The organism is Cryobacterium sp. 10S3, assembly GCF_034344045.1.
GTDB classification, from domain to species: Bacteria; Actinomycetota; Actinomycetes; order Actinomycetales; family Microbacteriaceae; genus Cryobacterium; species Cryobacterium glucosi.
This window is the reverse complement of the sequence record NZ_CP133773.1, coordinates 3,268,318-3,295,067: the sequence shown is the minus strand read 5'-3', so window position 1 is coordinate 3,295,067 and position 26,750 is coordinate 3,268,318. Positions and strand designations below refer to the sequence as shown.

Genomic DNA, 26,750 nt, shown 5'->3' with positions numbered 1-26,750 from the left:
CCTCGACCTCACCCTCCAGAAGGAGAAACCCCATGAATTCCCCCCTGGCGACGACCGACACGGTCGCCCCGACCACGAACACCGGCAGCTTCGCCATGATCCAGCCGCACCTCGAGGTCACCGGAGACCTCGGTGCCCGCTACGACGAGATCCTCACGCCCGCTGCGCTCGACTTCGTCTCGGAGCTGCACGACCGCTTCGCGGGCACCCGCCACGACCTGCTCGCGACCAGGCTGCGGAAGCGCGTTGACGCCGCCAACGGGCGCGACCCAGGCTTCCTCACCGAAACGGCGCACATCCGTCGCGACCCGAGCTGGCGCGTCGCCGGCGCGGGCCCCGGCCTCGAAGACCGCCGCGTCGAGATCACCGGCCCGACAGACCGGAAGATGGCCATCAACGCGCTCAACTCCGGTGCCAAGGTCTGGCTCGCCGACCAGGAGGACGCAACGAGTCCCACCTGGGCCAACGTCATCGAGGGCCAGATCACCCTGTTCGACACCGTCCGCGGGCAGCTCGACTTCACGAGCGCAGAGGGCAAGGAGTACACCGTCACGGGAGACGCGACCGGCGCGACCCCGACGATCGTGATGCGCCCGCGCGGCTGGCACCTCGTCGAGAAGAACATCAGCTTCGTCGACCGGGCGAACCGCACGATGAGCGCCTCCGGCAGCCTCGTCGACTTCGGCCTGTACTTCTTCCACAACGCCCAGCGCCTGATCGAGGGCGGCAGCGGACCGTACTTCTACCTGCCGAAGCTGGAGAGCCACCTCGAGGCCCGGCTCTGGGACGACATCTTCAGCCACTCCGAGGACGCGCTCGGCCTGCCGTACGGCACGATCCGCGCGACCGTGCTGATCGAGACGATCCAGGCCGCCTTCGAGATGGAGGAGATCCTCTACGAACTCCGCGACCACTGCGCGGGCCTCAACGCCGGCCGCTGGGACTACATCTTCAGCATCATCAAGACCTTCCGCGCCCGCGGGCGCCGGTTCGTCTTCCCCGACCGCAAGCAGATCACGATGACCGTGCCGTTCATGCGCGCGTACACCGAGCTGCTCGTCTCGACCTGCCACGACCGCGGCGCGTATGCCATCGGCGGCATGAGCGCCTTCATCCCGAACCGGCGCGATCCGCTTGTCACGGAACGGGCGCTCGAGCAGGTCGCTGCGGACAAGAAGCGCGAAGCCGGCGACGGTTTCGACGGCACCTGGGTCGCCCACCCCGACCTGATCCCGACCGCACAGGCCGAGTTCGATGCGGTGCTCGGCGACCGGCCGAACCAGCTCGACCGTACCCGCGACGACGTCAGCGTGACCGCCGCGGAACTGCTCGACGTCGCATCCGTCGGCGGGCAGATCACCACCGCCGGCGTGCGCGACAACATCACGATCGGGCTGCGTTACATCGAGTCCTGGCTGCGCGGTGTGGGGGCCGCGGCGATCGACAACCTGATGGAGGACGCCGCGACCGCGGAGATCTCCCGCTCGCAGGTGTGGCAGTGGATCCACGACAACTCGGTCACCGCCGAGGGCGTGCGCATCGACGGACCGTGGGTGGACGGCCTCGTCGCCGAGGTGTTCGCCGGCCTGCCCCGCACTCCCGGTGACCGCTTCGACGACGCGTTGTCGGTCTTCCGCACCTCGGCGCTCGAGCCCGAGTTCCCGACCTTCCTCACCGTCGGCGCATACGCCCGCTACCTGTAGCGGTCCGTCCCCCCTCCGCGAAAGCGGGTGAATCGTCGTTCTGACCGCTGGTTAGCGACGTTTCACCCGCTTTCGCGGGCCGGCGGGGTCGGTATGGTGGGGACGTGATATCGATACGAACGGCGGGGGCGGCGGATGCCGGGGTGCTCGCCGAACTCGCGGCAGCGACCTTCGCGCTCGCGTGCCCTCCGCACACGACCCACGAGGCGATCGCGGCCTTCGTGCGCGACGTTCTCTCAGAGTCGAACTTCGACGCCTACCTCGCCGACCGCGGGCGGATGCTGTTCCTCGCCGAAGACCCGGAGACCGGTCTTCCCCTCGGCTACACCATGCTGATCTTCGGCGAGCCCGGTGACCCTGAGGTGCTCGCGGCCATCGGCATCCGCCCGACCGTCGAGCTCAGCAAGTGTTACCTGCGCGCCGAAAGCCACGGGCGCGGAGTGGCCGCAGCGCTCATGACGGCGACACTCGACGCCGCGCGGGATCGCGGCGCGCGGGGCGCCTGGCTCGGGGTGAACCAGGAGAATGCCCGGGCCATCCGTTTCTACGGGAAGCACGGCTTCGCGCGGGTCGGCACCAAGCACTTCCTGGTCGGCGACCGGTACGAGGACGACTTCGTCCTCGAACGCGCCCTCTGACCCGGCGGCTCAGGCCGAGGGAACCGGGGCGGGCGCCTTCGCGGCCTTGACGTACTCGTAGGCGGCCAGAGCCGCGCGCCGGGTCTCGCCGAGGTCGACGAGCGGAGCGGGGTAGGCATCCGTGCCGATTTCGGGCACGTACTCGCGGATGTACTCCCCGTGCGGGTCGAACCGCGCCGCCTGCAGTTCGGGGTTGAACACCCGGAAGTAGGGTGCAGCGTCCGCGCCCGATCCGGCGACCCACTGCCAGCCGAACGGGTTGCTCGCGCCGTCGGCATCGACGAGGGTGTCCCAGAACCAGCGCTCGCCCACGCGCCAGTCCACCAATAGATTCTTGGTGAGGAATGAAGCGGTGACCATGCGTACCCGGTTGTGCATACTCCCGGTCTGCCACAGTTCGCGCATCCCGGCATCGACGAGCGGAATGCCGGTGCGGCCCTGTTGCCACGCCTCGAGTACGCGATCATCGAGCGGGGGCCACGGGAAGCGGTCGAACTCGCGCTTGAGATTCTCGGTCGCGAGCTCGGGCGCGTGGAAGAGCACGTGATAGCTGAACTCCCGCCAGCCGAGTTCGGTGAGGAACCGCTGCGCGCTCGACGCGGTGGCGGCATCCGCCCCGCGGAGCACCCGCTGGGTGGCGTGCCAGACCTGGAACGGGCTCACTTCGCCCCAGCGAAGCCGCGGCGACAGGCGGCTTGTCGCGGCCTGGGCGGGGGCGTCCCGTTCGTCTGCGTAGCGCGCGAGCGACTCACGCAGGAACGTGTCGAGCGCCTCGGCGGCGAAAGCCTCGCCCGGCTGCCAGGCGGCACGGAGCCCGGCGGCCCAGTCCGGGCGGGTGGGCAGGAGGCCCCAGTCCTCGAGCCGGTCAGAGGGCAGTGTTCCCGACCCGTCGTCGATCGATTCCGGCGCCGGGTATGGCTCGCGCGGGGGCGGCCCGGCGACGCACGCCCGCCAGAACGGCGTGAACACCGAGTACGGGTTGCCCTGTCCCGTGCGGATCGTCCACGGCTCGAACAGCAGCGAACCGGCGAAGCTCCGGGCCTCGACGCCGTCGGCGTGCAGCCCGGCCTTGATCGCGGTATCGACCGCGCGCTCCGCAGCCCCGTAACGGCGGTTCCAGAACACGGCCCCGGCTCCCGTGGATGCCGCAAGCGTGCCGATCACATCGGCCGCCGGTCCGCGCCGGAGCAGCAGGCTCCCGCCGAGTGCCTTCAGTGATTCGCCAAGCGCATGGAGGCTGCCGTGCAGCCACCAGCAGGACGCCCCGCCGAGCGGCCGGACACCCGGGGAGTCCTCGTCGAGCACGTAGACCGCGACAATCGGCAGCCCGCGTTCGACGGCCGCGTGCAGTGCCGGGTTGTCGGCGAGGCGGAGGTCGTCGCGGAACCAGACGATCGTCGGCCCGGTGCCCGAGGCTGGGCTCACGCGCCCGTTCCCGAGACTCCGACATCGGAGATGCGGAGCACGATCTTGCCGCGGGTGTGGCCCTCTTCGATCAGGCCGTGAGCGGCCGGGCCTTCCGCGAGTTCGAAGACGTGGTCGATGTTGGGCCGCACCGCGCCGTCGTCGATCATCTTCGTGATCCAGTCCAGGGCATCCGCGTCGGCAGCGACCTTGAATCCGGTTGCCCGCACGCCGGCGGCCTCGGCGTCCGCCTGCAGGGTCGGCCAGCTGCCGCTCGGCGCATTGACGAGCACCCCGTCGGGCCGGAGGATGCGGAGCGACCGCGTGCCGGTGTCGTCGTGCACATTGCCGATCAGGTCGATCACGGAGTCGACGTCGGCGAGCACCTCGTCGAAGCAGATGCTCGTGTAGTCGATGACCTCGTCGGCGCCGAGCTGGCGCAGGAACTCGGCGTTGCGGGGCGAGCCGGTCGTGATCACGTACGCGCCGAAGGCCTTGGCGATCTGGACCGCGAAGTGGCCGACGCCGCCGCTGCCGGCGTGGATCAGCATCCGCTCGCCCGGGGTCACCTCGGCGATGTCGACGACCATTTCCCACGCGGTCAGCGCAGCGACAGGCACGGCGGCGGCTTCGATGTGGCTCAGCGTCGACGGTTTGCGGGCGACGCTCATGCTCGAGACGGCGACGTACTCGGCGTAGCTGCCCGTCGTGCGGGGGAAGCGGGTCATGCCGTAGACCTCGTCACCGGGCTGCAGAGGGAAGGCCTCGTACGGCGAGCTCACCACGATTCCGCTGAAGTCGTAGCCGAGCACGGCGGGGAATGCCGGGATTGCCGCCGCCACGCCAGAGCCGGCCCGGGTCTTCGCGTCGATCGGGTTGACGCCCGCGGCGACGACCCGCACGATGAGCTCGTCGAGTACGGGGATCGGCGTCGGCACGGTGTCCAGGTGTAATTCCCCGGCCGCGCCGGTGCGGTCGATGACGAGGGCACGCATGGTCGGGGGCACGTTCGTTGCATTTCCCATGAGTCCATTGTCTCCCGGCGGGCACCGGGTGGACAGCCTGAGAAACCGTCGGCCACCGGCCGGATTCGGTTAGCTACGTGACTCGATCTGGGGGTGCGAAAACGACGGATGTGCCTCACCTTGGGGGCTTGGAGGTCTGGATTTGCCCTGTCGCGCCGTCGTAGTCTGTCCACATAAAGGGGGACCGAAGTCCTCATTTAGGGGGACCGTTCGAGTCGAGCTCCACCGGGTGACCGGCGTGGCTTTGGCCTGTATTCGGTGACCCGTTGCCCGAGTGGAGTTTCGCGCCGCACCCGAAGTGGCGCGATCCTTCCCACCCGGGCAACGAACGAACTGTCCTTCCCACATTGGTCGGCCGAATCTCGGCCTGCAACTACCCTGATGCCCGTCGCGGCGTCGAAAAGGATCCATCATGAACAAGCTTCTCAAAGGCTCCCTCGCTGGCGCGGTCGGCGTGGCGCTCCTCCTCGGCGGTGCGGGCACCTTCGCCTCGTGGAACTCGACGGTGACCGCTGGTGGCGCTGCGACGATCGCGGCCGGCACCTTGTCCGTTACCGAGCCGACGCCCGCCGCGCCCGGAACCTGGACGAGCACGGTGGGAACGAACGCGCCGGTCCCGATCACGAGCATCGCGGCATACAAGGCAGTCCCCGGTGATGTTCTCACCTACACCAAGGTGCTCAACATTTCAGCCACAGGCGACAACCTGAAGGCGACGCTGTCCCTGAGTGGGGCCGCGATCACTGCGACGTCGTCGAGCACATTCGACACGAAGCTGGCGACGGCACTGAGCAGCAGCGCCGCCCTCACCGCCAACTTGACCGCCGTTACCGGTGGATACTCGGTCGTCAAGGGAGCGACAACCGTGACGGTCACAGCGACCATCACCTGGCCATTCGGCACCTCCGTCGACAACTCCGCCCAGGGCGGTTCCGTAAATCTCAGCAACTTCTCGGTCCTCCTGACCCAGATCTAGTCGGTCCCGCCGGTGCGTCTGGTCTCGGCCAGACGCACCGGCTTCCTAGCCTCAGAAACACTGTTGGTCGATGAATTGGGGTGCACATGTTTCCCCTCCAAACGTCTTCCCGCATGGTTCGGATCCAGTCAGTCCTTCGAAAAGGCCTGCGAGCCGCGACGCGTGTCCCCTCTTTTCGGACCATCGTCTCGACCGCGGTCTCTGTGGCGGCCGCGATCTGCCTTGCGGTCCTCGGCGCTGGTGGCTCATACGCATACCTCAATGCGAGTGCCCCGGTGTCTGCGGCCACGACCATCAAATCCGGCACCGCGACCCTGACCGTGTCCACTCTCACCCTGCCGACCAGCGTGCTCTACCCCGGCGTCACGGTCAGTGCCCCGGTCACCGTCACCAACGTCGGTAACGTTCCGCTCGCACTCCGGATCGCCGGATTCACTCCGCCGGTTCCGGCGACGACCCTCTCGGCGTCCCTGAGCATCGGCCTCTTCGTCGGTACCTGCCCGGTCGTGCCTGCCCCGACCTGGACCGCAGTCCTCAACACCACCCCGGTCGTCACGAGTCTGGGCAAGACCCTCCCCGTCGGCGGGTCCACCACCCTCTGCGTCTCCGTCACCCTGCCGCTGTCCGCCCCTGCCACGACCCAGGGCCTCTCCGCCGCGAACTTCGGCATCGTCATCGACGGAATCCAGGCCTGAGCCATGTCCACCGTGCAGCGCCGCGCTCCTCGCATCCGTTCGCCCAAACGGATGCTGGCGCTCGCGTTCACCCTCTTCCTTACCCTGGCAGGCACGAGCGTCGCCCAGGCGAGCTGGACCGCGCCGGGGGTGACCGCAATCGCGTCCGTCACGGCCGGCAGCCTGGCCGTCACGCAGACCGGTTTCGACACGCTCGCCGTCCTGTATGACTCGAGCACGCTGTCGGTCACCAAGGTCGTGACCGTTACGAACAAGGGGAACATCCCTGCGCCGTACACGCTGACGCTGACGGCTCCCGCGACGACACTCGCGACCGGCGTCGACCTGCAGACCTGGCCCGTCGCCTCGGCGGCGTCCTGCTCGACCGGGGCGACCTCTACCAGTCCCACCGGCCAGCACTGGACCTCGGCACTGACCTTCTCCGGCAGCGGCGCGACCGCGCTCGCCGTGGGAACGTCCGCATACTTCTGCGTGCGCAGCACGATCACGCAGGCGCAACGCTTCGCACTCGTCGGTATCTCCGCAGTGCCGACCGTCACCCTCACCTCGAGCGTCGGCAACTGGGCGATCGCCCCGCTCGCCATCTACGCGACCCAGGCGGTCGCGAACACCCTGACACCCGGCGCGCCCACTGCAACCACGACGGACCACACGGCGACCCTGACCTGGGCCAAACCCGCCGACACAGCAGCCATCATCACCTACCAGGTCTTCCGCAACGGGACCCTGATCGGGACGACGACGGCGCCCACGGTGACCTACACCGACACCGGGCTCGACGTCGGCACGGCGTACAGCTACACGGTCAGGGCCCTCGATGCGGCCGGCGATGCCTCGCCCCTGTCCACAGCTGCAGTCATCGCGACCGCCGGCCCCAATTCCGGGGCCTGGTACAAGGTCAAGAATGCGACGACCGGACTCTGCATCGACGGCGAGAACCAGTCGACGGCGGCCGGAACTGCGATGATCAGCTTCGGCTGCAAGTCGACCGGTTTCGACAACCAGTCCTGGAACTTCTCGAACCCTGCCGGTGTGTCTGCGGTGAAGGCGAAGTACGCCCCTCAGCTCTTCTGGGATACCGGCAGGGGCGCCGCCGCCGGCCTCGCCGCACAACTCCAGAATGCCGGGACCTCGAACCAGAGCTGGCGCATCACGGCCGTCGGGGCTGTTGGAAGCGGTACCTACCGCTTCGTGAACGACAGCGGCCAGTGTCTCGACGTCAGCGGGCAGACCACCGCAACGAACAACATCCAGCTGGAGCAACAGCCGTGCGGTGTTCTCGGGCTGGCCAGCCAGACCTTCACCATGACGTGGGTGGGCTGACATGCGCCCGAACCCGATCCGGGGTCGCCGGGTCGCGGCATCCGCCCTCGGAATCGCTGCGCTCGCCATGTCACTCGCCGTTTCGGGCGTCGCAGCGCCGGCAAGCGCCTCGGCTGGCGCCACTCCGATCGCCCCCGTCGACCTGCTCCTCAGCACCGATGGCGTGACGTTCGCGACGACGCTCAACGCCGGCCTCTTCGACGGCCTCGGCCTGCTCGTCCCGCGCGGCAGCCAGCAGGCCGCCCTCTGGGTGCGCAACCCGACCGCCGCGCCAGCCGAGGTGCGGGTGAGCGCGCACGACGTGCTGCTCCCGTCCGGCGGATACGCCGATCACATCACTCTCGCCGCGTGGAACTCCGGAACCGGCGACACCCTCACCCGCACCCTCCGCAGGCTCGATAGCTGCGCGATCGTCGTGCCCTCGCAGCCGATCGCGGCAGGCGGCACGATGAAACTCGTCGTCACGTTCACCATGGCGGATGTCTCCGGCACTGTCGACCAGGGAGCGAGCGCGAGCCTGGGCTTGCTCGTGGCGATGCGGGATGCCGTTGCCGGCCCGTTCGCGGCGTCTCCGTGTGACGATCCGGGAACGGTCGTGCCGGCATTTCCCGGCGCTCCGCCGACGCCGTTGACCCCGACCGCCACGACTCCGACGGCGTACCCGGCAGTCGTCGGCAGCGGAATCCTCGCGCACACCGGCGTCGAACCGCCCGCACCCGTGCTGGTCGTCGGCGGCCTGTTGCTCGGGATCGGCATCTTTCTCCTGCTCGCCCGCCGTCGCCGCCCTGAGGAGGACCGCGAATGACCAGCACCCAGCTTCAGTCTGCACCGGAACACTCGCCGGCACCCGCGGCATCCGTGCCCGGTGCGGCCGCGAACGAGGCCCCTGCGCCCGTCGACCCGCCCGACAAGAGCCTGCTGCACTACCTCGGGCTCGCGGTCAGCGGAGCGATCCTGCTCCTCGTGGTCGCCCTCGCGCTGCTGCTGATCGTGGTCCCCAAGGTCACGGGGTCGACCCCGCTCACCGTGCTGACCAGTTCGATGGAACCCACCCTGCCGCCCGGAACGCTCATCATCGTGCGCCCGGTCACCCCGGACGAGATCCGCATCGGCGACGTCGTCACATACCAGATCCGCTCGGGGGAGCCGGGCGTCATCACCCACCGGGTCACCGCGATCAGCTCGAGCTCCGAAGGCGGACGCACCTTCACCTTCAAGGGAGACAACAACAGCGTCGCCGATGCAGACCAGGTGCTTCCGGTACAGATCCAGGGGCGCCTCTGGTACTCCGTGCCGTGGGTCGGCTGGGTCAACAACGCCGTCAACGGCCAGAGCCGCAGCTGGATCGTGCCCATCGTCGCCGGGCTGCTGTTCGCCTACATGGGATACATGTTCGCGAGCGGCGCCGTGTCCGCGCTGCGCAAGCGCCGCCGCGCGGCCGCCGCCGTGGCCGCCGGGGCCGCGAGGATCGCGTCTACGCCCGAGCCTGCTGCGCCCGGGTCGCCATTGCGTTGAGCACGTCGATCAACTGGTTCGCGTAACCGACCAGGATCGCGATCTGGTCCTCGTCGCGTTCGATCCAGCGGCATTCCGGCTGCGACCGGATCGGCACGAAGTCCCGGTGCTGCTCCCAGACCAGCAGCGTGCGATCGGCGCCGAGTACGTACTGCTGCCACCAGACCTGCCGCATATAGGAGCGCGGGATGCTGCGCCACGCCTTGTTCGTCGTCTTGATCTCCGAGAGTTCGAGCGTCCGGGCATCCGTGCCCACGCCGTCGGGGGTCGCGAGGTGGCGGCGGTGGCCGGCGGCATGGAACAGGGTCGTGCTCGGTTCGATGCCGTAGTTGTCGAGTACCCAGGACGCGATCACGGGCTCGCGGGCGCGACCGTGGTCGGTGTAGGTGTTGCCGCCGAAGTTGCTGCCGTTCATCTTGTCGTTGGCCGCGTTCTGCACCGATTTGGGAGTGGCGAGCTTGGCGACATCCGTGGCCGTGATGCCCTGGTTGCGGGCGCGCATCCAGGCCGCCCAGTCCGTTGAGTCGGCGACGATGCGCAGCAGGTGCGGGGCGATCGCCGGCGCAGCGACTGCTGCGGTGACGGCGGCGACGGATGCTGCGGCTGCCGAGGAGACCGTGAGTGACCCTGCCGGCTCAAAAAGCGGGAGCAGGGTATCGGTCACCCTCCCCATTGTGCCAGCCGCGACCGCCGTTCCCGCCCAACCGATCCGTCGAATTGGTTGGGCGCGGGGTGCGAACGATGGGGCGGCAGGGGAGGGGCAGAGCGGGCGCGAACCCCATTCACAGGAGCGCCAAGGTCCCCGCATAGGCTTTTCATAGAAAGCTCGCGATACTGAGATCTATGAGCACACGTGAAACAGACCACTCGACCCGCGGGCCGCGTCTCCACAAGGCCGACGGAAGCCCCATTCGAGTGCTCGTCGTCGACGACGAACCCACGCTCACGGATTTGCTCTCGATGGCCCTCCGTTACGAGGGCTGGGAGGTGCGCACCGCAGGCGAGGGACGCCAGGCGCTGACCATCGCCCGCGAGTTCCGGCCGGATGCGATCGTGCTCGACATCATGCTTCCCGACATCGACGGCCTCCAGGTGCTGCAGCGCGTGCGCGCCGACGGCTATGAGACTCCCGTTCTCTTTCTGACCGCGAAGGATTCCCTCGACGACCGCATCGCCGGCCTCACCGCGGGCGGCGATGACTACGTCACCAAGCCGTTCAGCCTCGAAGAGGTCGTCGCCCGGCTGCGCGGCCTGATCCGCCGCTCGACCCTGGCCGTGTCGGACTCCGTCGACCCGCGCATCTCGGTCGGTGACCTCACCCTCGACGAGGACAGCTACGAAGTCTCCCGGGCCGGCGACGCCATCGAGCTCACCGCGACCGAATTCGAACTGCTCCGTTTCCTGATGCGCAACCCACGCCGCGTGCTGAGCAAGGCCCAGATCCTCGACCGGGTCTGGAGCTATGACTTCGGCGGCAAGTCCTCCGTCGTCGAGATCTACATTTCGTACCTGCGCAAGAAGATCGATGCGGGACGCGAGCCGATGATCCACACCGTGCGCGGTGCGGGGTACATGCTGAAAACCGCGTGATGACGCCGACCGACCGGCCGGATTCGCTCGACCCGGCTGACGCGGCTGACCCGACCCACGCGGCTGACGCGGCTGGCGTGGCTGACGTGGCCGACGTTGCCGACCGGACTGACCCGTTCGACCCGGCCGGCTCGCCCGCACGACCCGGCCCGCAGCATCCGTCACGTCGACCGCAGTGGGTCGGCCGCCCGCGGTGGCTGCGGCGTCCGCTCTGGCTGCGACCCGGACGCGCCCCCTGGACCCTGCGCCGCCGGCTCGTGCTCGCCGTCGTCGGCCTGCTCGCCCTCGTGAGCATCTCGATCGGTGTCGTGAGCGTCACCGTGCTGCGCGCCAACCTGCTCGCGGGCCTCGACCAGCAGGTGAGCTCCGCCGCCGAACGGTCGCACTCGATGCTCGAGGGCCGCCGCGACAACGACCTCGGCGCCGCGCTGCCGGTGTTCGTGCCCTCCGCGAGCGTCATCCTCAACGGCCCCGGCCAGCCGGGCACTCTCGCCCTCGTCTTCTACGATTCCACCCTCACAGCCGGCTACACCGACGACACCGGCACGATCGTCGCACTCACGGCCCACCAGGTCGACCTCCTCGTGCAGAAGGCCGATATCCTCGCGAGCCAGACCGGTACCGCGCAGCCCGTCACCGTCGACCTCGGCGGCGATGTCGGTAACTACCGGATCCTCGCAAGTTCGAGCCGCACCGGCACCCTCTCGATCGTCGGCCTCCCGCTCAGCACGGTCGACGGCACCGCGACGCAGCTCGCCATGATCATCGGCGTCGTCTCCCTCGTCGGCATCATCGTCGTCGCGATCCTCGCGATGTGGATCGTGCGCCTCGCACTTCGCCCGCTGCAGCGCGTCACGGCAACGGCCGCCCGCGTCTCGGAACTCCCGCTCGACCGCGGCGAGGTCAGCCTCGTCGACCGGGTCCCCGCCGCGGACACCGACCCCCGCACCGAGGTCGGCCAGGTCGGCTCCGCGCTCAACCGCATGCTCGACCACGTCGACCTCGCCCTCGAGACCCGGCAGGCGAGCGAGAACAAGGTACGGCAGTTCGTCGCGGATGCGAGTCACGAGCTCCGCACGCCCCTCGCCTCGATCCGCGGTTACTCCGAGCTCACCCGGCGCTCCGGCCAGGAGCTGCCGCCGGACGCCCTGCATGCCCTCAGCCGGATCGAATCCGAGTCGGTTCGGATGACCGGGCTCGTCGAGGACCTTCTGTTGCTCGCCCGCCTCGACGAGGGCCGCGAACTCGAACACGGCACCGTCGACCTCACGAGCCTGCTCGTCGACGTCGTCAGCGATGCGCACGCGGCCGGCCGAGACCGGGTGCTCAACCTCGAGCTTCCCGATGAGCCGATCCAGGCCATTGGCGACACGCCCCGGTTGCACCAGGTCTTCACCAACCTGCTCGCGAACGCGCGCATCCACACCCCGCCGGACACGACCGTCGAGGTCGCGCTGTCCGAGCAGGACGGCCGTGCGATCGTGACCGTGACGGATGACGGCCCCGGCATCCCGGCGAACCTGCAGACGACCCTTTTCGAGCGTTTCGCCCGCGGCGACAGCTCGCGGTTCCGCGGAACCGGAAGTACCGGACTCGGCCTCGCCATCGTCCAGGCTGTCGTGACCGCGCACCAGGGAGAGGTCACGGTGTCGAGCCGGCCGGGCCGCACCGAGTTCCGGGTGTCGCTCCCGCTCGCCTGACCCGCGGCGTGGCGCGGGCTACGGGGTGTTGAGCTGGGCGAGGAGCGTGGCGAGCTGGTGCAGGTCGTCCGTCGGCCAATCGCTCAGGCGCTTGTGCACGATCGCGGTCTCACCGTTCCGTACGGCGTCGAGTTTGGCCCGTGCCAGGTCGGTGACGGCGAGGAACCGGGCGCGGCCGTCGTCCGGGTCGACTTCCGTGCGCACGAGACCGAGTTCGCAGAGCTGCTTCGCCTGGCGGCTGATCACGCTCTTGTCCACGTAGAGCGCAGCGGCGACCGCGCTCGAGTGCGTCGGCCCGTAGCGCTCGATGTGGCGCAGGAGCTTGAACGCGAACGGCTGCAGCGACGCGTCGATGAAGAGCGCGGCATCCCGCATGCTCGCCCGGATCAACCCGGCGAGCACGCTCAGCTGCTCCTCGACCTCGGCGATCGCCGTCGCCGACTCAGCGCCCGGTGCGTCCTCCCGCTCGTCGGTGTGCGTGGACGCTGTCGGAGTCCCCTGGATCATGGTCACAGACTACTGACTCTGTGCGCGCCGGGCTGGTCGTCTCGCGGCAGGTGAATCACCCCGGTCGGGTTGTTGAGCCCGGCGGGGGCGAGGCCGGCGGATGCCGCGCTCACCTCGATCAGGATGTCTTCCATCTCCTCGACCTCGGTTTCGCGCTCGGCAGCGCGCCCGGCTTTGTCCTCTGCGGCGCGCTCCGCGGCAGTCACGCCGGTGTGCCCGGCCGACGTGCCGTCCCCGGAACCTTCGCGGGCCCTGGCAATGCCCGTCTTCCGGCCGAGGGACGCGTTCGGCAGCAGGGTGACCATCACGAGGGTGATCACGGCGAGCGGGATGCCGAGAAGGAAGACCGTGCCGACGCCGGACCCGTACGCGGATTCGACGAGGGTGCGCACCGCGGCCGGGAGGTCCGCGATGCGCGGGATGGCGCCGGAGCCGAGCGCGCTCGCCGCGGCCATCTTGTCGGCGGCGCTGAGCGCGCCGACGCCGTCGGTGATGTGCTGCGCGACCGCCGTGCCGAGCACGGAGCCGAGCACCGAGACGCCGATCGTTCCACCGAGGCTGCGGAAGAAGGTGACGCTGCTCGTGGCGACGCCGAGGTGCCTGACCTCGATCGAGTTCTGCACGACGAGCACGAGGTTCTGCATCAGCATGCCGAGGCCGGAGCCGAGCACGAACATGTAGACGCCGACGAGCACGAGATCGGTCCGGTAGTCGAGGGTCCCGAGGAACAGCAAGCCGACGATCACGAGCGCTCCGCCCGAGACCATGATCGCCTTCCACTTGCCCGTGCGGCTGATCAGGGTGCCGAACGTGACCGAACAGATCAGGTAGCCGCCCATCATCGGGATGGTCAGCAGGCCGGACTGGGTCGGCGTGGCTCCCCGGGCGAGCTGCATGTACTGGCTGAGGAAGACGGAGGTGCCGAACATGGACACGCCGACCGAGATGCTCGCGATCACCGCGAGGGTGAAGGTGCGGTTCTTGAACAGTGTGAGCGGGATGATCGGCTCGCTGACCGTGAACTCCACGAACTCCACGAACACCGCGGCGACGAGCAGCACGACAGCGCCGCCGACCATCAGGAACGAGGGCACGGATGCCCACTCGAACTGGGTGCCGGCGATGGTCACCCAGATCATCAGGAGCGACATGCCCGCAGTGATGAGGATCGCGCCGAGGTAGTCGATCTTGACGACCCGCTTGACCCTGGCCGGGAGGTGCAGGGTGCGCTGCAGCAGGATGATCGCGAGGATCGCGACGGGCAGTGCGATAAAGAAGTTCCAGCGCCAGCCGAAGGCGTCCGTCACGACACCGCCGAGGAGCGGACCGCCCACGGTGCCGAGGGCGAGGACCGCGCCGAAGAGACCGGCATAGCGGCCGCGGTCACGGGGGCTGATGATGTCGGCCATGATGATCTGGCTGAGCGCGGCGAGGCCGCCGGCGCCGAGGCCCTGCAGCACCCGGAAGCTGATCAGGGTGCCGGTGTTCTGCGAGAAGCCCGCGAGTGCGGAACCGAGGACGAACACCACGAGGGAGAGCTGGATGAGCAGCTTGCGGTCGAAGAGGTCGGCGAACTTGCCCCAGATCGGCGTGCTCACGGTCGTCGCGAGCAGGGTCGCCGTGACGACCCAGGTGTATGCGGACTGGTCACCGTGCAGGTCGGAGAGGATGAGCGGCAGCGACGTGCTGACGACGGTCCCGGCGAGGATCGAGACGAACATGCCCATCAGCAGGCCGGAGAGGGCCTCGAGTACCTGCCGCTTCGACATCGGCGTGTCCGAGTCGCGGTGGGGGAGGGGCTGCCGGTCCTGCGGGTTCTGCGGTGGAGCGGTACGAACGGATGAAACGCGAGACATGAAACTCCTGGGGCGTGTAATTGACAAGCATCAACTATATCTCGATAGTGGACTCAGGTCAACTACCTATGCCGTTCCGCTCACGGGCTGAGGGGCGGATGCCGCGATTTGCGCCCGCCAGCGGCATCCGTTACAGTGAACGAAGCCAAAGACCGCCGGTTGTCGCTGCCCAGTAATGGACAGTGACCGAAGGTTCACTCATGTGAACAGCCCGCGCAGGAATCGAAGTTCAGTTTCAGTTCGCAAGGACTGCTCAGCTCCGGCGCTTGCGCTGGGGCTTTTTTCATGTCTGCGCCCCGGGCTACCGGCACATGAAACCAAGAGGAGCGCCATGGCGAACAAGGAAGCAACGGTCGCCGAGCTGACGGAGAAATTCCAGAGCTCGACCGCCGTTCTGCTCACCGAGTACCGCGGTCTCACTGTTGCGCAGCTCAAGACGCTGCGCGTTTCCATCAGTGCGGACGCCACGTACGCCGTGGTAAAGAACACGCTCACCAAGATTGCGGCCAACAACGCCGGCATCACGTCGTTTGACGACGAACTCGCCGGCCCGTCCGCCATCGCCTTCGTGCACGGAGACCCCGTCGCCGTCGCGAAGACCCTGCGTGCCTTTACCAAGGCAAACCCTCTCCTGGTAGTGAAGGGTGGTTACTTCGACGGTAGCCCGCTCACTGCCGAAGAGGTAGGCAAGCTCGCCGACCTCGAGTCCCGTGAAGTGCTGCTGGCCAAGCTGGCCGGCGCGTTCAAGGCCTCGCTGTTCGGAGCCGCATATCTGTTCAACGCACCGCTTTCGAAGGCTGTTCGCACCATCGAAGCACTGCGTGAGAAGCAGGAGTCCGCGAACCAGGCATAGGCCTGCTAGCGGTGAGTAACTAAGAAACTATAGGGAGAATAATCATGGCAAAGCTTTCCACCGAAGAATTGCTCGAACAGTTCAAGGGCCTGACCCTCATCGAGCTTTCCGAGTTCGTCAAGGCGTTCGAGGAGACCTTCGAGGTCACCGCAGCAGCCCCCGTCGCCGTCGCCGGTGCCGCTGGCCCCGCCGCCGCCGTTGAAGAGGTCGAAGAGCAGAGCGCCTTCGACGTCATCCTCGAGTCCGTTGGCGACAAGAAGATCCAGGTCATCAAGGTTGTGCGCGAGCTCACCAGCCTGGGCCTCGGCGAGGCCAAGGCCGTTGTCGATGGCGCGCCGAAGGCCGTCCTCGAGGGCGTCACGAAGGAAGCCGCCGAAAAGGGCAAGGCTTCCCTCGAGGCCGCCGGCGCCACCGTCACCCTCAAGTAGTCGGGCCCCCCAGGGGGTTCACTCGAGGTCGACAGGCGTCAGCCGTTCGATTCGCAACACGCCGAGGGCGTCGCATCCACTGGATGCGGCGCCCTCTGCTGTTTAACCCGACCGGACCCGGGCGCGGGCCGATGTCCATAGCCGGGCTATGGACATAGATAGCCAAGCTATGTACAGTGGGGGAATGCCTTCTGACCTTCCCGCACTCCTCGGTGACCTGATCACCGTGAACCACCGGCTCACCCGGGTCGCCGCCCACGCCGCGGACAGCCGGGAGTCGCCGGCCGTCTGGCGCACCCTGAGCGTGCTCCGCCAGCTCGGCCCGATCCGCCTCGGCGAGATCGCCGCCCGCAGCCGCATCTCGCAGCCGACCGCGACCAAGCTCGTCGCACACCTCGTCGGACGCGGCTGGGCCGCCCGTCTCGCCGACCCGCTCGACGCCCGCGTCACGAGCACCGTGATCACTGCTGCCGGCGACGCAGCGCTCTCCGCCTGGCGCAGCGAACTCGCCGAAGCCCTCCTGCCGATGTTCGACGGGCTGGCGGATGCCGAGCTCGCCACGATCCGCAACGCCGTCGACATCCTGCGCGAACGCCTCGACGGCAGCGAGGTGCCCGTGGAGCGGGTGCCCACCGCGGCCGTCACTGCGGCACGTGTGCCTGCGTCTGAGCCTGGCCGTCCGGCCGGAGCCCGCGCATGAGCCGCGTGACCGCGCTGGCGGAACACGGAACCCCTGCCGCAACCGACGTGCACGGACGACGGGAAGGCGCCGGCAGCATCCTGCACCAGCCGACCGCGGTCTGGGCCGTCGCCTTCGCGTGCGTGATCGCGTTCATGGGCATCGGCCTCGTCGACCCGATCCTGCCTGCGATCGCCCGCGACCTCGCCGCGAGCCCGACCCAGACCGAGATGCTCTTCACGAGCTACCTCGTGATCACCGGGATCGCGATGTTCTTCACGAGCTGGCTGTCGAGCAGGATCGGCGCCAAGCGCACCCTGCTGATCGGCCTCGCGCTCATCATCGTGTTCGCGCTCGCCGCCGGCCTGTCGCAGAACGTCGAGACCATCATCGGCTTCCGCGCCGGCTGGGGCCTCGGCAACGCCCTCTTCATCTCGACCGCGCTCGCGACCATCGTCGGCGCGGCATCCGGAGGCACGTCCTCGGCGATCATCCTCTACGAGGCGGCCCTCGGGCTCGGCATCGCGATCGGCCCGCTCATCGGCGGGCTGCTCGGCAGCATCAGCTGGCGAGGGCCCTTCTTCGGCAGTGCGGCGCTGATGGCGATCGGCTTCGTGGCGATCATCGTGATGCTGAAGAAGGAGCCGCAGAAGCCCGCGCCGATCCGGCTGTCAGCACCCTTCCGGGCGCTCGCCCGGCCGGGGCTCGGCATCCTCGCGAGCGCGGCCCTGTTCTACAACATCGGCTTCTTCGTGCTGCTCGCGTACACGCCGTTCGCGCTCGTGCCGCTCGGCCTGGGCAGTGCGATCACCCTCGGCCTGGTCTTCTTCGGCTGGGGCATCTCGCTCGCCGTCACCTCGGTCTGGGTCGCCCCGCTCCTGACCAGGCGGATGCGCCGCAGCCGGGTGCTCTGGCTCGTGCTGCCCCTGCTCGCCCTCGACCTCGCGGCAGCGGGCGTGCTGATCGGCTCGGCCACCGGTGTCGTCACGTGCGTCATCGTCGGCGGGCTGCTGCTCGGCGTGCTCAACACCGTGCTCACCGAATCCGTGATGGAGGCGACCGACCTGCCGCGCCCGGTAGCGTCCTCGGCCTATTCGGGCGTGCGGTTCCTCGGCGGGGCGATCGCGCCGCCTGCCGCAACCCTGCTCGCGGAGTTCTTCGGGCCGGCGGTCCCGTTCTACGCCGGGGCGGCATCCGTCCTCGTGGCCGTCGCGATTCTCGTGCTCGGCCACCGCCACCTCGCCCGTGCTGACGGTGCGATGGAGGACGAGCTCGAAGAGGCAGAGGCGATCGGCGCCGGAGACAGCTAACTGCGTGGCCGGTGCGGGCCGCTCGTGCTCGACCGGATCACGAGGTTCGTCGGCAGCACCGTGAGGTATCCGTCTTCCTCGAGCCTCGCGTCCGCGTCCGTCGGGCGCGCGAGTTCGGTCAGGAGCGCGCTCACGGCGAGGCGTCCCTGCCTGCGTGGATGCTGCTCCAGGGTCGTGAGGCGGAACATGTCCGCGTACGGATGCCCGTCGATGCCGATCACGGACAGCTCGGCCGGCACCTGGATGCCGAGTTCCCGCGCCGCGACGATGACGCCGATGGCGATTTCGTCGCTCGCGGCGAAGATCGCGGTCGGACGGGTACGCGGGTCGCCGAGCACGGACAACCCCACCTCGTAGCCGCCGGGCATGCTGAATTCGCAGGGGTAGAAGCATCGGTCCGTCGAGCGGCCTGCGTCGCGCATGGCGGAGTAGAAGCCACTCAGGCGCTGGCTGTGCACCCGGAAGTCCATCTCGTCGATCGGATCTCCGCCGACGTGCACGACGTCGACGTGGCCGAGGCCGAGCAGGTGTTCGGTCGCGAGCCGCGCTGTCGCGACATCGTCGATCGCGATCGTGTGCACGTCCCTGATCGGCCCGCCGATGCCGATCAACGGCCTCCCGAGGCGGTGAAGTCGATCGACCTCCGCCTCGCTCAAGGCGACGCCGACAGAGATGACCCCGTCGAACCGCTTGCGAGCGAGGAAGTACTCGAAGACGCTGTCGCGTTCGGCGGACGCTGCCGGGAGGTTGTAGAGCGTCATGTCGTAGCCCTCTGCGAGCAGGGCCTGTTCCAGGCTCTCGAGCACCTCGGAGAAGAACCACCGGCTGATGAACGGGATGATCACGCCGACGTTCTTCGTGCGCCCGGTCACGAGGCTCGCGGCGTTCGGCGAGGCGACGTAGCCGATCTCCCTCGCGGCCGCGACGACCCGGAGCCGCGTCGCCTCCGAAACGTAACCGCGACCGCTGAGTGCGCGGGATGCCGTCGCTTTTGCAACGCCTGCGAGGCGTGCCACGTCGGCGATTGCGCTCACGACTCGTCCTCCTTTGGATCGGTAACGAAAGAGTAGCGCTCCTTTCGCTGTTACTGGAACCGGTTCCAGCAGAAAAGGCTGAACTGTGACACTTTTAATGCCCGCGTGTGCGTGGTCGCGCGATCATCGCCGGAATCTTTGCGATTTCGTGACAAAGATTGTCTTGCCAATCCCGCTGACCTCCCGTAGTTTGTGATGTGGAACCGGTTCCTTACTTACGAAGGCAGGGGAATCGGATACCCGGCACGATCCCGTATTGCAGTTCTTGATTCCCGCAGTACATTCCCGCAACACAGTCCCGCATCACATTTCGGTACGTGAACCGCATAGCTCGCGTACCCGCATCACTCAATGAGGAGAAACGCATGAGCGTGAAGCAGCACCGCCGGCTCTACCTGCCGCTGGCCACCGCGGCCGTGGTCGGACTCGCCCTGACCGGATGCACAGGCGACATCGCCGCATCCAGTTCGTCGTCGTCCAACTGTGCCGACTACGCGTCCTACGGGACGTTCAAGGACAGCCCCGAGGTCAAGATCGGTGGCACCATCCAGGACGTCGAGGCCGATCGCCTCGTCAATTCCTGGGCCGACTTCCAGTCCTGCACGGGCATCAAGGTCACCTACCAGGGCACGAAGGAATTCGAAGCCCAGATCGCGGTGCTCGCCGAGGGTGGCAACGCTCCCGACATCGGCATCATCCCGCAGCCGGGCCTCTTCAACAAGCTCGCTGCTGCCGGCTTCCTCAAGAAGGCGCCGGCCGCCGTCGAGGCGAACGTCGACAAGTGGTGGTCGAAGGACTGGAAGGGCTACGGCACCGCAGCTGACGGCACCTTCTACGCCGCCCCGCTGATGGCGAGCGTCAAGGGCTACGTCTGGTACTCGCCTGCGGAATTCAAGGCCAAGGGCTACGAAATCCCGAAGACCCTCGATGAACTGACCGCACTCACCGCGAAGATCGCGGCCGACGGCGACCACAAGCCGTGGTGTGCCGGTGTCGGATCAGGTGACGCAACCGGCTGGCCGGGAACCGACTGGGTCGAGGACTACGTGCTTCGCCAGGCCGGCGCGGACACCTACGACAAGTGGGTCACGCACAAGATCCCGTTCAACGACCCCGCCATCGTGAAGGCGTTCGACTCCGTCGGTGCGATCCTCAAGAACCCGGACGACGTCAACGGTGGTCTCGGCGATGTCTCGTCGATCATCTCCACGCAGTTCGGCGACGCGGGCCTCCCGATCCTCGACGGTAAGTGCTCCCTGCACCACCAGGCCTCGTTCTACGAGGGCTTCTGGAAGAAGGCGGACGGCTCCGCGGTGACGGTTTCCCCCACGGGCGATGTCTACGCGTTCCTGCTTCCCCCGGTCAAGGCCGGCGGCGACCAGGCGGTCACCGGTGGCGGCGAGCTCGTCGGAGCCTTCAAGACGAGCGACGCGATCACCGCGACGCTCACCTACCTGTCCAGTGACACCTGGGCGAACAACCGGGTCAAGGAGGGCGGCGTGATCAGCGCCAACACCGGCCTCGACCCCGCGAACGCCTCGAGCGACCTGCTCAAGCAGAGCATCACCATCCTGCAGGACCCGAAGACGGTGTTCCGTTTCGACGGTTCCGACCTGATGCCCGGTGCCGTCGGCACCGACTCGTTCTGGAAGGGCATCGTGTCCTGGCTGAGCGGCGACAGCAGCCAGAAGGTCACGGACACCATTGAGGCGAGCTGGCCGAAGAGCTAGTTCCCCGGGGCATCCGCTAGCGGATGCCCCAACCGGGGCGGGGCCTGCCGAGAAGTCGGCGGGCCCCGCCACCCGCCTCCCGCACGACCGCACCACCTGCACCACCCACAAGACCTCCACGCGACCCCTCGCACGACCGCTTCGCGCACGATTGAAGGGACCGGCCAATGACGACCGCAGACTTACTCGGAAAGATAATCCAGGTAGTGGGGGCACTGGCAGCGTTCGCGCTTGTCATCGGTCTCCTGCTTTTCCTGATAGACAGGGCGCCCAAACGCGGGCGCGACTATTGGCAGCTGACTTTCTTCATCGCGCCCGCCCTCCTCCTGCTGCTTGCCGGTTTGATCTACCCGGCATTCCGCACCTCCCTCCTGGCGTTCACCAACAGTTCGGGTGCCTATGTCGGCGCCGAGAACTTCGTCTGGATGTTCACCCAGCCGGCTGCTTTGATCACCCTGGGCAACACCCTGATCTGGGTTGTCGTCGTGCCGACGATCTCAACGGCCATCGGCCTCGGCTACGCGGTCTTCATCGACAAGTCCCGGGGAGAGAAATACTTCAAGGCCCTCGTCTTCATGCCGATGGCGATCTCCTTCGTCGGTGCCGGAATCATCTGGCGCTTCATCTACGACTACAAGTCGGGAGGAAGCGACCAGATCGGCCTCCTGAACCAGATCGTGGTCTGGCTCGGCGGCCAGCCGGTGCAGTGGCTCCAGACCTCGCCGATCAACACCTTCCTCCTGATCATCGTGATGATCTGGATCCAGACCGGATTCGCCATGGTCATCCTCTCTGCAGCCATCAAGGGGGTCCCGACCGAGCAGATCGAGGCCGCCGAACTCGACGGAACCAACGCCTGGCAGCGGTTCACCAACGTGACGATCCCCGGCATCCGCGGCTCGCTCGTCGTCGTGATCACGACTATCTCGATCGCCACCCTCAAAGTCTTCGACATCGTGCGCACGATGACCGCCGGTAACTTCAACACGAGCGTCATCGCCAACGAGATGTACACGCAGGCATTCCGAGCCGGTGAGCAGGGCCGTGGCGCTGCGCTCGCGATCGTGCTGTTCCTGATGGTGCTGCCGATTGTCATCTACAACGTACGAATCATGCGCAAGCAGAGGGAGATCCGATGAGCGACAACGTAGTCGACCTGCCCATCGTCGGCACCAAGAAGAATGCCCTCGAGGTCGTCACCGTCGGCACCAAGTCGGCCAGGGTGAAACGGCGCCTCACGTCGCGCACGGCGACGGTCGTGTCGCTCGTCATCGCGATCCTGTGGACGCTGCCGACCTTCGGCCTGTTCGTGTCCTCCTTCCGGCCCGCCGGGCTGATCACCACGACGGGGTGGTGGACCATCCTGCAGAACCCGGGCTTCACGCTCGACAACTACAAGGAGGTGCTGCTCTCCACCTCGCAGTCCTCCCCGCAGCTCGGCGCGTACTTCGTGAACTCCCTCGCGATCGCGATCCCCGCCACGATCTTCCCCCTCGTGATCGCCTCGATGGCCGCGTACGCCTTTGCCTGGATCAAGTTCAAGGGCAGTGGCGCACTCTTCGTGCTCGTGTTCGCACTGCAGATCGTGCCCCTGCAGCTCGCGCTGATCCCGCTGCTCCAGATGTTCACCGCGATCCTGAAGCCCGGGCAGGAGGCGCTGCACCAGCTGATCCCGATGATCCCGGCGCAGAACTACCTGCCGGTCTGGATCGCGCACACGATCTTCGCGCTGCCGCTGGCGATCTTCCTGCTGCACAACTTCATCTCCGAGATCCCGAGCGAGGTCATCGAGGCAGCCCGTGTCGACGGCGCCAGCCACGGCCAGGTCTTCTTCCGGATCGTGCTGCCGCTCGCGGTGCCCGCGCTCGCGTCCTTCGCGATCTTCCAGTTCCTCTGGGTCTGGAACGACCTGCTCGTCGCCCTGATCTTCTCGGGCGGCACGCCGGATGTCGCCCCGCTCACGCAGCGCCTGGCCGAACTCACCGGTACCCGAGGGCAGGACTGGCAGCGCCTCACGGCCGCGGCCTTCGTGTCCCTGATCGTGCCGCTCATCGTGTTCTTCAGCCTGCAGCGTTACTTCGTGCGCGGCCTGCTGGCCGGCTCGACGAAGGGCTGACCAGGCCCGGGCATCCGCTCGAACAACACCTGTGCCCGTAACGGACACCTGTGCCCCGCGCAACGGGAACAGGTGTCCGGAGCGGGCACAGTTGCGTGCCCTGCAGGCGAGCGGATGCCGCTGCGGCGACGTTTAGGCTGGCTTCATGAGTGCAATGCACGGCCACGGTGGCGGGTCGGCCCCCTCCGGCCGGCCTGGACAGTACGGACGCCCGCGCGGGCGGATCAGCAGCGGTGACCCCGTCGCCCAGCGCGCCGAGAACGCCGAAGCACCGCGGATACCGAACCTCCTCGGCAGGATTGCCGCGCTGTTCGCGCCGCACCGCACCGCGCTCACTGTCACCGTCGTGCTCGTGATCATCAGCGCCGCGCTCTCGGTGGTCCCGCCTCTGCTCGTGCAGCGCGCATTCGACGAGGGCCTGTTCCCGCCGGGGGGAGAGCCCAACCTGCCCCGCCTCGCGACCCTCGTCGGGCTCATGATCGCGATCTACCTCGGTTCCCAGCTGCTCGGGGTGTGGCAGACCTGGCTCACCGCGAGTGTCGGCAACACCGTGATGGGCGCCCTGCGCGTGCGACTGTTCACTCACCTGCAGGCCATGGAGCTGAGCTTCTTCACCCGCACCAAGACCGGGATCATCCAGTCGCGGCTGCAGAACGACGTCGGCGGCGTCGCGAGCGTGCTCACGAACACCATCTCGAGCCTGCTCGGCAACGCCGTCACCGTGATCGCCGCGTTCGTCGCGATGCTCCTGCTCGACTGGCAGCTCACGATCGTCGCCCTGATCCTGATGCCGATCCTCGTGATCGCCCAGCGCCGCGTCGGCCAGGTCCGCGCCCGGATCGCGGCGAAGACCCAGGAATCGCTCTCCGACATGACCGCGATCACGCAGGAGACTCTGAGCGTCTCCGGGATTCTGCTCTCCAAGAGCTTCACCAGGCAGCAGGCCGAGATCGGCCGCTACTCGGACGAGAACGACAACCAGGTACGACTGCAGGTCAGCCAGCAGATGAGCGGCCAGTGGTTCTTCGCCATGGTCAGTATTTTCCTCTCGAGCATCCCCGCGATCGTCTACCTGGTCGCCGGCCTGCTGATGAGCAACGGTTCCGCCGACATCACCGCAGGCACGATCGTCGCGTTCACGACCGTGCAGTCCCGGCTGCTGTTCCCCCTGCTCGGCCTGATGCGGGTCGCACTCGACCTGCAGACCTCGAGCGCCCTCTTCGCGCGGATCTTCCAGTACCTCGACCTCGTCCCGGCGATCCAGGATTCCCCGGAGGCTCTCGCGGTGCCCGAGACCGGCCCCGCCACCGGTCGCGTCGAATTCGATGCCGTCACGTTCGCCTATCCGGATGCCGCCGGTGAGTCCCGGCCCACCCTCGACCAGGTCTCGTTCACGATCGAGCCCGGCCAGTTCGCCGCGTTCGTCGGGCCGTCCGGCGCCGGGAAGACGACCGTCTCCTACCTGATCCCCCGCTTCTACGAGGCGACGGAAGGGCGAGTCCTGTTCGGCGGCATCGACGTGCGCGATCTCGCCCAGCAGTCCCTCGTCTCCCACATCGGCATTGTGAGCCAGGAGACCTACCTCTTCCACGCGACGATCGCCGAGAACCTCCGCTATGCGAAACCGGATGCCACGGCGGACGAACTCGAGGCCGCCGCCCGGTCCGCGAGCATCCACGACACGATCGCGTCCTTCCCCGCCGGCTACGACACGGTCGTCGGCGAGCGCGGGTACCGGCTCTCCGGCGGCGAAAAGCAGCGTATCGCCATCGCCAGGGTGCTCCTGAAGAACCCGGAAGTGCTCATCCTCGACGAGGCGACGAGCGCCCTCGACGCCATCTCCGAGCGCGTCGTGCAGGCGGCACTCGACACCGCGTCCCGCGGCCGCACCACGATCGCGATCGCCCACCGACTCTCGACGATCGTCGCGGCCGACGTGATCTTCGTCGTCGACGGCGGCCGGATCGTCGAGAGCGGGACCCACGGCGGCCTGCTCGACGCGAACGGCGTCTACGCGCGGCTCTACTCCGAGCAGGTCGCGAGCCCGGGCGCCGTCTCGGGTGCTGTCCCGGCCGTGGCACCGAGCGCCCCTGTGATTCCGCCCCGCCCGCTCACCGACGAGCGGTACTAGAGTTGGAGGGTGCTCGTCCGTCTGAAGTGTCCGTGTTGTCCGGGTCGCTGACCGACCCCTGACGCCCCACCCCGATCACTCCTCGCCCGTCCCGTGCGTGAGCCCCAGGCCGCGCGGTGACATTCACGACACCTCGACGAAGGATCTTCCATGAAGATTGCAGACACCATCCTCGACCTCATCGGCAACACGCCGCTGGTCAAACTCAACAAGGTCACCGAGGGGATCGGCGCGACCGTGCTGGTCAAACTCGAGTACTTCAACCCGGGCGGCTCCGCGAAGGACCGGATCGCCACCCGAATCATCGATGCCGCCGAACGTGACGGCCTGCTGCTGCCCGGCGGAACCATCGTCGAACCCACGTCCGGCAACACCGGCGTCGGCCTCGCCCTCGTCGCGCAGCAGCGCGGCTACCGGTGCGTGTTCGTGCTGCCGGACAAGGTCGGCGAGGACAAGCGCAACGTGCTCACCGCGTACGGCGCCGAGGTCGTCGTGACCCCGACATCCGTCGCGCCCGACGACCCGGAGTCGTACTACAGCGTCTCCGACCGGCTCGCCAGGGAGATCCCCGGCGCCTTCAAGCCCAACCAGTACGCCAATCCGAACGGGCCGCTCAGCCACTACGAGTCGACAGGTCCGGAGATCTGGCGCGACACCGACGGCACCGTCACCCACTTCGTCGCGGGCGTCGGCACCGGCGGAACGATCACCGGCACCGGGCGGTACCTCCGCGAGGTCTCCGGCGACACGGTGCGCATCATCGGCGCGGACCCGGAAGGCTCGGTCTACTCCGGCGGCACCGGCAGGCCCTACCTCGTTGAAGGCGTCGGCGAGGACTTCTGGCCTGCGGCGTACGACCCCGCCGTCGTGCACGAGGTCATCGCCGTCTCCGACGCCGAATCCTTCGCCATGACCAGGCGCCTCGCACTCGAAGAGGGCATCCTCGTCGGCGGTTCGAGCGGCATGGCCGTGGTCGCGGCCCTTCGCGCCGCGGCGACCCTCCCGGCCGACGCCGTCGTCGTCGTGCTGCTGCCCGACGGCGGTCGCGGCTACCTCGGCAAGATCTTCAACGACAAGTGGATGCGCAGCTACGGCTTCAGCAACGCCCCGGCCGGGCACACCGTGGCAGACCTCCTCGAGAGCAAGACCGGCACCCTGCCTGCCTTCGTCTACGTGCACCCGATCGACACCGTGCGCGACGCGATCGAGGCCATGACGGTGTCGAGCGTCTCCCAGCTGCTCGTGTTGACCGCCAAGCCGCCGGTCGTGATGGGCGAGGTGCTCGGCGCGATCGACGAGCGCCACTTGATGGAGCTCGTCTTCTCCGGCGAGGCGAAACTCACCGACAAGATCAGCGCCTACGTCGGCGATTCCCTGCCGATGATCGGCGTCAACGAACCCGTCGCGTCCGCCCGTGCCGCCTTCGCCCACGACGATGCCCTCCTCGTCACCGCCGATGGCAAGCCCCTCGGCGTCATCACCCGCCACGACCTCCTCACCTACCTCAGCGCCTGAGCGCCCACCACCAAAGGACCCA

The 26,750-nt window shown here is 67.9% G+C and carries 24 protein-coding genes; 18 read left to right on the top strand and 6 right to left on the bottom strand.

All coding sequences use genetic code 11. The annotated features are described in order from the left end of the window. Window positions 1-32: 32 nt before the first annotated feature. On the top strand, window positions 33-1,703 hold the full coding sequence (gene aceB / locus RHM57_RS15295) for a malate synthase A (protein WP_416173092.1): 1,671 nt from the start codon (window positions 33-35) through the stop codon (window positions 1,701-1,703). Window positions 1,704-1,807: 104 nt separating this feature from the next. Further along, complete coding sequence (locus RHM57_RS15290) at window positions 1,808-2,341, top strand: GNAT family N-acetyltransferase (RefSeq protein ID WP_322188538.1); 534 nt, start codon at window positions 1,808-1,810, stop codon at window positions 2,339-2,341. Between the two features lie 9 nt (window positions 2,342-2,350). On the opposite strand, the gene RHM57_RS15285 is transcribed toward RHM57_RS15290, so the two are convergent. After that, window positions 2,351-3,766 (bottom strand): deoxyribodipyrimidine photo-lyase, encoded by a 1,416-nt coding sequence (locus RHM57_RS15285; RefSeq protein ID WP_322188536.1) that lies wholly within the window; start codon window positions 3,764-3,766, stop codon window positions 2,351-2,353. Beyond that, complete coding sequence (locus RHM57_RS15280) at window positions 3,763-4,770, bottom strand: NADP-dependent oxidoreductase (RefSeq protein ID WP_322188534.1); 1,008 nt, start codon at window positions 4,768-4,770, stop codon at window positions 3,763-3,765. The genes RHM57_RS15285 and RHM57_RS15280 overlap by 4 nt, the downstream gene beginning before the upstream one ends. 412 nt (window positions 4,771-5,182) lie before the next feature. On the opposite strand from RHM57_RS15280, the gene RHM57_RS15275 reads away from it, so the two are divergent. The 5 genes from RHM57_RS15275 (at window position 5,183) to RHM57_RS15255 (ending at window position 9,279) form a co-directional block, all read left to right on the top strand. Next, complete coding sequence (locus RHM57_RS15275; protein WP_134446719.1) at window positions 5,183-5,746, top strand: alternate-type signal peptide domain-containing protein; 564 nt, start codon at window positions 5,183-5,185, stop codon at window positions 5,744-5,746. A 203-nt stretch (window positions 5,747-5,949) separates the two neighbouring features. Next, entirely contained in the window at window positions 5,950-6,441 is a 492-nt protein-coding gene (locus RHM57_RS15270) for a hypothetical protein (RefSeq protein WP_166788301.1), read from the top strand. Between the two features lie 3 nt (window positions 6,442-6,444). Next, a complete protein-coding gene (locus RHM57_RS15265) occupies window positions 6,445-7,764 on the top strand; it encodes an RICIN domain-containing protein (RefSeq protein WP_322188532.1) in 1,320 nt (439 codons plus the stop codon). A gap of 1 nt (window position 7,765) precedes the next feature. After that, window positions 7,766-8,569 carry an LPXTG cell wall anchor domain-containing protein gene (locus RHM57_RS15260; protein WP_134558061.1) on the top strand — a complete coding sequence of 268 codons (804 nt, stop codon included), beginning with the start codon at window positions 7,766-7,768 and terminating at the stop codon, window positions 8,567-8,569. Further along, entirely contained in the window at window positions 8,566-9,279 is a 714-nt protein-coding gene (locus RHM57_RS15255) for a signal peptidase I (protein WP_134558060.1), read from the top strand. Before RHM57_RS15260 ends, RHM57_RS15255 begins: the two co-directional genes overlap by 4 nt. On the opposite strand, the gene RHM57_RS15250 is transcribed toward RHM57_RS15255, so the two are convergent. Continuing rightward, window positions 9,239-9,835 (bottom strand): YqaJ viral recombinase family protein, encoded by a 597-nt coding sequence (locus RHM57_RS15250; protein WP_370361370.1) that lies wholly within the window; start codon window positions 9,833-9,835, stop codon window positions 9,239-9,241. The genes RHM57_RS15255 and RHM57_RS15250 overlap by 41 nt on opposite strands. Before the next feature lie 287 nt (window positions 9,836-10,122). On the opposite strand from RHM57_RS15250, the gene RHM57_RS15245 reads away from it, so the two are divergent. Together RHM57_RS15245 and RHM57_RS15240 are read left to right on the top strand one after the other, a co-directional pair. Beyond that, on the top strand, window positions 10,123-10,869 hold the full coding sequence (locus RHM57_RS15245; protein WP_134446731.1) for a response regulator transcription factor: 747 nt from the start codon (window positions 10,123-10,125) through the stop codon (window positions 10,867-10,869). Next, complete coding sequence (locus RHM57_RS15240; protein WP_134446901.1) at window positions 10,869-12,569, top strand: sensor histidine kinase; 1,701 nt, start codon at window positions 10,869-10,871, stop codon at window positions 12,567-12,569. The genes RHM57_RS15245 and RHM57_RS15240 overlap by 1 nt, the downstream gene beginning before the upstream one ends. An 18-nt stretch (window positions 12,570-12,587) precedes the next feature. Here RHM57_RS15240 and RHM57_RS15235 read toward each other — a convergent pair whose 3' ends face one another. Further along, entirely contained in the window at window positions 12,588-13,076 is a 489-nt protein-coding gene (locus RHM57_RS15235; protein ID WP_134446733.1) for a MarR family winged helix-turn-helix transcriptional regulator, read from the bottom strand. Window positions 13,077-13,078: 2 nt separating this feature from the next. Continuing rightward, window positions 13,079-14,845: an MDR family MFS transporter gene (locus RHM57_RS15230; RefSeq protein WP_322189877.1), complete on the bottom strand. Its 1,767-nt coding sequence runs from the start codon at window positions 14,843-14,845 to the stop codon at window positions 13,079-13,081. A gap of 418 nt (window positions 14,846-15,263) precedes the next feature. Between RHM57_RS15230 and rplJ the strand changes: the two genes are divergently transcribed. The 4 genes from rplJ to RHM57_RS15210 all read left to right on the top strand — a co-directional run bounded on the left by rplJ (window position 15,264) and on the right by RHM57_RS15210 (window position 18,202). Then, window positions 15,264-15,785, top strand: coding sequence for a 50S ribosomal protein L10 (gene rplJ, locus RHM57_RS15225; RefSeq protein ID WP_134446735.1), 522 nt, complete (start codon window positions 15,264-15,266; stop codon window positions 15,783-15,785). A 44-nt stretch (window positions 15,786-15,829) separates the two neighbouring features. Then, entirely contained in the window at window positions 15,830-16,213 is a 384-nt protein-coding gene (rplL, locus tag RHM57_RS15220) for a 50S ribosomal protein L7/L12 (RefSeq protein ID WP_134446737.1), read from the top strand. 184 nt (window positions 16,214-16,397) lie between these two features. Further along, window positions 16,398-16,913: a MarR family winged helix-turn-helix transcriptional regulator gene (locus RHM57_RS15215; protein WP_134446739.1), complete on the top strand. Its 516-nt coding sequence runs from the start codon at window positions 16,398-16,400 to the stop codon at window positions 16,911-16,913. Further along, window positions 16,910-18,202, top strand: a complete 1,293-nt coding sequence (locus RHM57_RS15210) for an MFS transporter (protein ID WP_134446741.1) — start codon at window positions 16,910-16,912, stop codon at window positions 18,200-18,202. Before RHM57_RS15215 ends, RHM57_RS15210 begins: the two co-directional genes overlap by 4 nt. Here the strand turns inward: RHM57_RS15210 and RHM57_RS15205 are convergent. Continuing rightward, on the bottom strand, window positions 18,199-19,236 hold the full coding sequence (locus RHM57_RS15205; RefSeq protein WP_134446743.1) for a LacI family DNA-binding transcriptional regulator: 1,038 nt from the start codon (window positions 19,234-19,236) through the stop codon (window positions 18,199-18,201). The two genes, RHM57_RS15210 and RHM57_RS15205, sit on opposite strands and share 4 nt — an antisense overlap. A 365-nt stretch (window positions 19,237-19,601) precedes the next feature. On the opposite strand from RHM57_RS15205, the gene RHM57_RS15200 reads away from it, so the two are divergent. From RHM57_RS15200 to RHM57_RS15180, 5 genes are all read left to right on the top strand, one after another. Next, on the top strand, window positions 19,602-20,966 hold the full coding sequence (locus RHM57_RS15200; protein ID WP_134446745.1) for an ABC transporter substrate-binding protein: 1,365 nt from the start codon (window positions 19,602-19,604) through the stop codon (window positions 20,964-20,966). Between the two features lie 167 nt (window positions 20,967-21,133). Then, window positions 21,134-22,105 carry a carbohydrate ABC transporter permease gene (locus RHM57_RS15195; RefSeq protein WP_134446746.1) on the top strand — a complete coding sequence of 324 codons (972 nt, stop codon included), beginning with the start codon at window positions 21,134-21,136 and terminating at the stop codon, window positions 22,103-22,105. After that, window positions 22,102-23,082 carry a carbohydrate ABC transporter permease gene (locus tag RHM57_RS15190; protein ID WP_134446748.1) on the top strand — a complete coding sequence of 327 codons (981 nt, stop codon included), beginning with the start codon at window positions 22,102-22,104 and terminating at the stop codon, window positions 23,080-23,082. The genes RHM57_RS15195 and RHM57_RS15190 overlap by 4 nt, the downstream gene beginning before the upstream one ends. A 154-nt stretch (window positions 23,083-23,236) precedes the next feature. Further along, entirely contained in the window at window positions 23,237-25,213 is a 1,977-nt protein-coding gene (locus RHM57_RS15185; RefSeq protein ID WP_322189875.1) for an ABC transporter ATP-binding protein, read from the top strand. A gap of 150 nt (window positions 25,214-25,363) precedes the next feature. After that, a complete protein-coding gene (locus tag RHM57_RS15180; RefSeq protein WP_134446750.1) occupies window positions 25,364-26,728 on the top strand; it encodes a cystathionine beta-synthase in 1,365 nt (454 codons plus the stop codon). Window positions 26,729-26,750: the final 22 nt, after the last annotated feature.